This is a genomic window from Brevundimonas sp. UBA2416 (genome assembly GCF_002343105.1).
Classification (GTDB): Bacteria; Pseudomonadota; Alphaproteobacteria; order Caulobacterales; family Caulobacteraceae; genus Brevundimonas.
Genome location: NZ_DDRM01000020.1, coordinates 1 through 4,339 on the forward strand (window position 1 = coordinate 1; position 4,339 = coordinate 4,339).

General features: G+C 67.8%; 2 protein-coding genes and 1 pseudogene. 1 reads left to right on the top strand and 2 read right to left on the bottom strand.

Annotation, left to right across the window (positions count from 1 at the left end):
- A pseudogene (gene fliI, locus B3E43_RS07650) lies at nt 1-337 on the bottom strand (flagellum-specific ATP synthase FliI); the annotation flags it as partial.
- Between the two features lie 121 nt (nt 338-458).
- A complete protein-coding gene (locus B3E43_RS07655; protein ID WP_292028146.1) occupies nt 459-3,521 on the bottom strand; it encodes a DUF3857 domain-containing protein in 3,063 nt (1,020 codons plus the stop codon).
- A gap of 205 nt (nt 3,522-3,726) precedes the next feature.
- Here B3E43_RS07655 and B3E43_RS07660 point away from each other — a divergent pair.
- Nucleotides 3,727-4,339: PLP-dependent cysteine synthase family protein (locus B3E43_RS07660; RefSeq protein WP_292028148.1), on the top strand; the 613-nt coding region annotated here is incomplete at its 3' end.

Sequence of the window (4,339 nt, forward strand, 5' to 3'; positions counted from 1 at the left end):
CCTTGCCGTCGATGGGCTGGCCGAAGGCGTCGATGATGCGCCCGAGCCAGGCGGTGGTCGGGCGGACGCTGGCGGCGGCGGAGACGATGCGGATGTCGGCCCCGGGGGCCACGCCTTCGACCGGGCCGAACGGCATCAGCAGGGCCTTGGCGTCGCGGAAGCCGACGACCTCGGCGGGCAGGGGCGACAGGTGGCGGCGCTCTATCTCGGCCCGGGCCCCGACCGACAGGCGCGACAGTCCGCCCCGGGACTCGATCAGCAGGCCGTTCACGCCCGCGACCTTGCCGGTCACGACCAGCGGATCGATCGCTTCAACGGCGGCGGCGAGAGCGTGCAACTGGAGGACCCCGGAACTGGCCGCGTCGGGTCGGGAGGTCCCGAAGGGCCGGCCACCGCGGACCTGCAAGAAAGGGCCATCATGCTTAACGCCGGGTTAAATTCAGGGCGTTGCGGCCACCTCAACGAGGCGGATAGGACTCGAAATCGGTGGCGGCCTCGGGGTCGATCGCGATCGCGGCGGCCTTGTCGGCCTCTCCCGCCTCGATGTCGCCGAGAGCAATCCGAGTCAGACCTCGTCCGTAAAGCGACGCCGACTGTTGGGGTTCGAGAGCCAGAGCCGATTCATAGGCTGCAAGGGCACCAGCCAGATCGCCCTGCTGCAGCAGCACCCGGCCGCGACTGTCCAAGATCGCCGGGCTGCCCGGCCAGATGGCGAGCGCGGCGTCACAGTCGCGACGCGCCTGATCCAGCAGGACCCCCGCCCTCGCGGCGGTCCAGCACAACGAGTTCAGCCTCTGGGCGTCGTCAGGGTGAGCGTCCCGGACTCGGGCGAAGTCCCTCGCGGCGTCGTCCAGCCGACCCAGGCCGATAGAGGCTTCGGCCCTGAGCAGCAGGGCTGACTCCGGGTTCGACGGGGCGAACGCGAGCACACGGTCGAGGATGTCGGACGCCGACTGGAAGTCGCCGCGCTCGACCTTGAGCGCGGCCTGGTTCAGCAGGACCCCGGGGTTGGACGGCTCGGCCTCGGCGAGGGCGTCCATCGCCGCGTCGGCTTCGGCCGTGCGGCCGGCCTGTCCCAGAACCCGGATGCGCAGCAGCTTCAGCGAACTTTCGGCGGGCCGGGCCGTGATCAGGGTGTCGACGTCCCGCAAGGCGCGGTCATACTGCTCCAGGCCGACATAGGCGTCGGCGCGGGTTCGGAGTGCGAAGTCATCGCCTGGCGCCTGACGCAGGGCTCGGGAAAGCTCGATTACCGCGTCGTCGAAGCGGTGCTCGTACATCGCGAGCAGGGCATGACCGTTCATGGCGATCCGCTCTGAGGGGTCGATGTCGACCGCCTTCGCCAGATCCTCCGCAGCCCCGGTGAGGTCGCCCTGCCAGAAGCGATAGACCCCGCGGTTGGCCCAGGCGGAGCTGTTTTCCGGTTCGAGCGCGATTGCCCGGGCCGCCGCCTGGACGGCCTCGTCCGTGTCACCACTCCGGGAGAGCGCAAAGGCCCGGTCGAGCCATCCGCTGGCCGTCGTCGGTTCATCCGCGGCCCAGGCGTTCCTGTCAGCCTCCGAGGGACGGTAGCCCGTGGGCGGGAAGATGCGCGGGGGATCGTAAGGTCTCGCTGCTGCCTCAACCCTGATCTGGTCTGCTTCGGCTGCCGGGATTTCGCTGACCAGGCTGCGGAGCGTGATGTCGACTGTGACGAGATCTGCTTCGAGGCTGACGGCGCGGCGCAGGTGGTGGCCCAGTTCGGTCCGCTCGACCTCCCCACCCGACACCCGGAATCCCCGCCCGCCCTCCGGCAGGCGAAGGGTCACGACCGACCGTGTAAAGGCAGGATGATTGATCGCGTAGGGGGCGTTTCGGAACGGACCTTCGGATCGCTCCTGACTGGTGACCGGCACATAGCTGGCGCCGGGCGGCACAAGGCCCGTGGAACTCCAGTTCAGGGTCATCGTGCCGGACATCGTCAGGGTCAGGACGTTGGTATCGGCGTCATAGGTCGAGCCGACCTCGGTTATAGTGGGATCGGGCAGCTGTGTGGACCAGAGAGACCGCAGCCCCTGATCTCTCTGCGAAGCCGATATGAGCCCGATCTGGCCGCCGAGCGCCGCAGCGCTGTCGCCGCGAAGGGTCGTGGTCGCCCTTATCGTCGCTGGCGAATAGAGGCCGGCCGAAGCGTCAAATGCGATGACGGTTTCAGAGTCAGGTATCGTGCGCGGCGCGACCGGGAGAGGCTCGAGGCGCGCGTCGCCACCCGTGAGCGGCAAAGCCCAGCTGAACCGTGGAACGGCCATGTCCGCGAGGCGCCGGTCGCCGGTGCGGGTTCCGTCCAGCCAGAACACCTGGCCGTCGACCACGGCGCGAACGAGCACATGGTCGAAGGCGGACATCATCGGCAGACGTTCGTTCAGTCCGTCGCCATTGAGGATGCTGACCGCCGCGGGCTGGGCCTCGATGTCCAGGGCGTCGAGGATCGCGAGCAGCAGCACTGTCTTGGCCTTGCAGTCGCCGAAACGTCTGGCCCAGGTTTCGTCCGCCGTGGCTGGTGTGAGGGCGCCTTCTCCCATCATCAGGGCGACATAGCGGACCTGGTCCTGGACCAGTCGCAGGGCGGCCGCAGCACGGATCGCCGGGTCGTCGGACAGAAGGCGGATGCGTTCGATTTCGGCTTGCAGCGGTGAGTCCGGTTCGAGCCGGCGCCCCCGGTCGTAGAGCGGCTTCAGTGCCACCGCGATATCAGACCAGTCGCGGTAGTCGGTGAGTTCGAGCTGGCGCACGGCGCGAAGCCGGGTCGGAATATCGTCCGGCACGAGGATCGGCTGAAGCGAATTCAGCCGGAGCTCGACCACGGACCGGTCGCCCTCGCGACGAACAGGCAAGGGAACCCAGTCATTGGCGGCTCGAAGCCGAACGGGAAGGGCCGTCGGCCATGAGGCGCGATAACGGACCTGATCGACGACCGCCGGCAGGTTGAGGTCAAGCGACTGCTCGAAATGACCGCCGATCACGGGGTCACGTGACACCACCGTGTAGGCCACGTCGAGTATGTCCCCGATACGCAGGCCGGACGGTTGCAGCACCGCAGTCATCAGGCCGTCCAGCATGGCCTGTTCGAGGTTCTGCTCGCGACGCAGGGTCTCGAATGTCTGGTCGGCGAGCACATCGATGGTCTGCCCGTCACGGATGATGCTGACGTGATGGACTGTCACCTCCTGGCTTGCCGGGCTCCAGGCTACTCCGACATTCCCGAGGAGCGGCAGCGCCTGGGGGGAAAGCGCCATGCTGCGAAAGCGCATATAGGAAGCCTCCCCGTCGCGGTCGCTCCGGACCTGGTTGTCGAACAGGAGGATGCGGATGCCCTCGTCGGCGCCGCTGGCGACGTCCGGCGCGCCTTCCGTGGTCGCTATGACCCAGGCCGGCACGGGCCCGCGGAGCACCTCATCTCCGGCCCAGACTGAACCGGGCATCAGCATCAGGACGAGGCCGAAACACAGGCCGATCAGTCCGCTCGCGGAAACGATGCGCATTGGAACCCCCCACAGCCCCTCGCATAGAACGGGGTTGACCAAGCTGATACAACCGACAGTCGGCGGCGCCAACGGCGCCACGCCCTGAAGTCGGTTGGTCCGCCGCGCGCGGTGGAGGATGCTGATGGCGTGGAAAATCGCGTCGACAGACTTGCGACCGCGCTAAAAACCCTATCTCTCGCTGAACGCCCGCACGGAGACTCCGATGTCCGAATACGACGCCTCGCGCCACCAGAAAGCCGGTCGCGGCAAGGTGTTCGCCTCGATCCTCGACACGATCGGCGACACCCCGCTGGTCGGGCTGCCGCGGTTGTCGGCCGAGATGAACCCGAAGGCGACCGTGCTGGCCAAGCTGGAGTTCTTCAACCCCATGGCCTCGGTCAAGGACCGGATCGGGGTGGCGATGATCGAGGCGCTGGAGCAGGCGGGGCATATCAAGCCTGACACCGTCCTGATCGAGCCGACGAGCGGCAACACCGGCATCGCCCTGGCCTTTGTGGCGGCGGCCAAGGGCTATCGGCTGATCCTCGTCATGCCGGAGAGCATGTCGATGGAGCGGCGCAAGATGCTGGCCCTGCTGGGCGCCGAACTGGTGCTGACGCCCGCGGAGAAGGGGATGAAGGGGGCCATCGCCATGGCCATGGAGCTGAGGGACCGGACGCCCGGTGCGGTCATCCCGGCCCAGTTCGACAACCCGGCCAATCCGGCCATTCACCGCGTCTCGACGGCCGAGGAGATATGGAACGACACCGCGGGCGCCGTGGACATCATCATCTCGGGCGTCGGAACCGGCGGCACCATCACCGGCGTCGGCCAGG